The 1,841-nt window shown below is 50.0% G+C and carries 2 protein-coding genes; both read left to right on the top strand.

Translation table 11 applies throughout. The annotated features are described in order from the left end of the window. Positions 1 to 136, top strand: a 136-nt coding sequence (locus VN105_RS21410; RefSeq protein ID WP_325644025.1) for a helix-turn-helix domain-containing protein, incomplete at its 5' end; no start/stop codon positions are given. A 25-nt stretch (positions 137 to 161) separates the two neighbouring features. Continuing rightward, positions 162 to 1,640 (top strand): family 43 glycosylhydrolase, encoded by a 1,479-nt coding sequence (locus tag VN105_RS21415; protein WP_325644023.1) that lies wholly within the window; start codon positions 162 to 164, stop codon positions 1,638 to 1,640. Positions 1,641 to 1,841 lie beyond the last annotated feature (201 nt).

The following is a 1,841-nucleotide window of genomic DNA, read 5'->3' on the forward strand; positions in this document are numbered from 1 at the left end:
TGATCCTGCTGTATCTGTAAAAGAAATTGCCTATGCGCTCAGATTTGATTCTTCGTTTTATTTTTCCAGGATCTTTAAAGAGAAGACCGGACTTACGCCCACGGAATACCGGAAGATGGCGCAGGGCGGCCATTAGTATCCTGTTGCTATTGGCATATAACGTGCATGCACAAACGAATGCTGCTATTATTAACTTCAACCGGCAGCAGCAGCAAACGATCCGTTTCAGCACCGCGGGCGCCGCCATTGATGCGCACGATGGTGAAATCGCTTATTTCAACGGCACCTACTACCTGTACGGCACCAGCTATGGCTGCGGGTTTGAATGGGGAAAGAAAGAGGCGCCTTTCTGCGGGTTCAAAGTGTATACCTCCACTGATCTGCAACATTGGACCGATAAAGGGTTTTTGTTCGATGCCCGCACTCCAGTATGGCAAACACGCTGTAATGGCAGCACCTATGGTTGTTTCCGGCCGCATGTGATCTACAATAAAAAAACAAAACAGTATGTGTTGTGGATTAATGTATACGATAATCATATAGGCTTCCGCGTATTTACCAGCTCCCGGCCTACCGGCCCGTTTACCGAAGTAGCCGAGCCCCGGCTGGCGGTGAACAGCAATGGCGCTGTAGCCGGATTGAACAACGGCGATCATGATACCTTTGTAGACGAAGACGGCACCGCTTATATTGCGTATACCGACTGGCAAACGAAAGGTACTATTGTTATTGAAAAGCTCAGTGCTGATTATCTTACCGGTAGTGGCGAGCATGTGAAAGCCGTTACAAAAGGAAGTACGGAAGCCCCGGCCCTGTTTCGCCGCAATGGCAGCTATTACCTGTTTTACTCCGATCCCAACTGTGGTTATTGTTCAGGAACAGGCACCTCTTACCGTCGCGCTGCCTCGCCGTTAGGACCATGGTCTGATGGTATAAAGATCAGCGACAAATCGTGCGGCGGCCAACCTTCGTTTGTATCGCTGGTGAAGCTGAATGGCGACAGCGTATTTATTTACGGCAGTGATCTGTGGAACAATGCTGCAAAAAATGAAGCGCTTGCCAACTATTACTGGGCGCCGCTTTCCTTCGATGCCAATGGAGCCGTTGAACCCATTGTGTGTAAAGATAGTATACCGCTGCCGCTGCGCGCAGCGCGGCCTGCTAAAGCGAAAATAAAACCGGACAACAGCAGCGGTCAGGATGGCTTTAGTTTCCAGTGCGATATCCACGGTTGTATACAACGCGCTCAAACCTTTACTCCTGGCCGTTCCGGAAGGCTCTCCACCGTGAGCGTTACCGCTTTTAAAAGCGGCTATCCCGACGATGATCTTCATATCAGTATTTACCCGGCAGATGAGCATGGATTGCCGGTACCGGGAAAAGTATTGTATGAAACAGCTGTTTCGCGTGATAGCATCAGCTGGTCGCCCCAGCCGGTGGCGATAAAGCCGGGGCTAACTGTAACGGGCAAACGCAGTTATGTAATAGTGGTCAGATCATCCACCAGCAGTGGTTGCTATGGCATTACCTATAAAGATGGAACACCCGGCCGCATTGCGGCATACAGTGCGAACTGCGGGCAATCGTTCCGTATTGAAAATGGCAGGGTGCTGAAATTTGAAACATACATGGAGGAGTAACTACCGTTACTCCTCCGCCCGCCCGGCCGGTATATAAACAGGTGTGCCACACCAGGTAGCATTAAAGGCGTATTACTCCCCTGTCCGGGCCCTTACATCTTTCAGTTTCATGATCATTTTTTGTGCAGCAGCGGCTATCCATTCCTGGTAGTCTGTAATAGCACGTATACGTTCTTCTTCTGTAATAAAGCCGCTTTCCAC

The sequence above is a fragment of the Chitinophaga sp. genome (assembly GCF_035564935.1).
Classification (GTDB): domain Bacteria; phylum Bacteroidota; class Bacteroidia; order Chitinophagales; family Chitinophagaceae; genus Chitinophaga.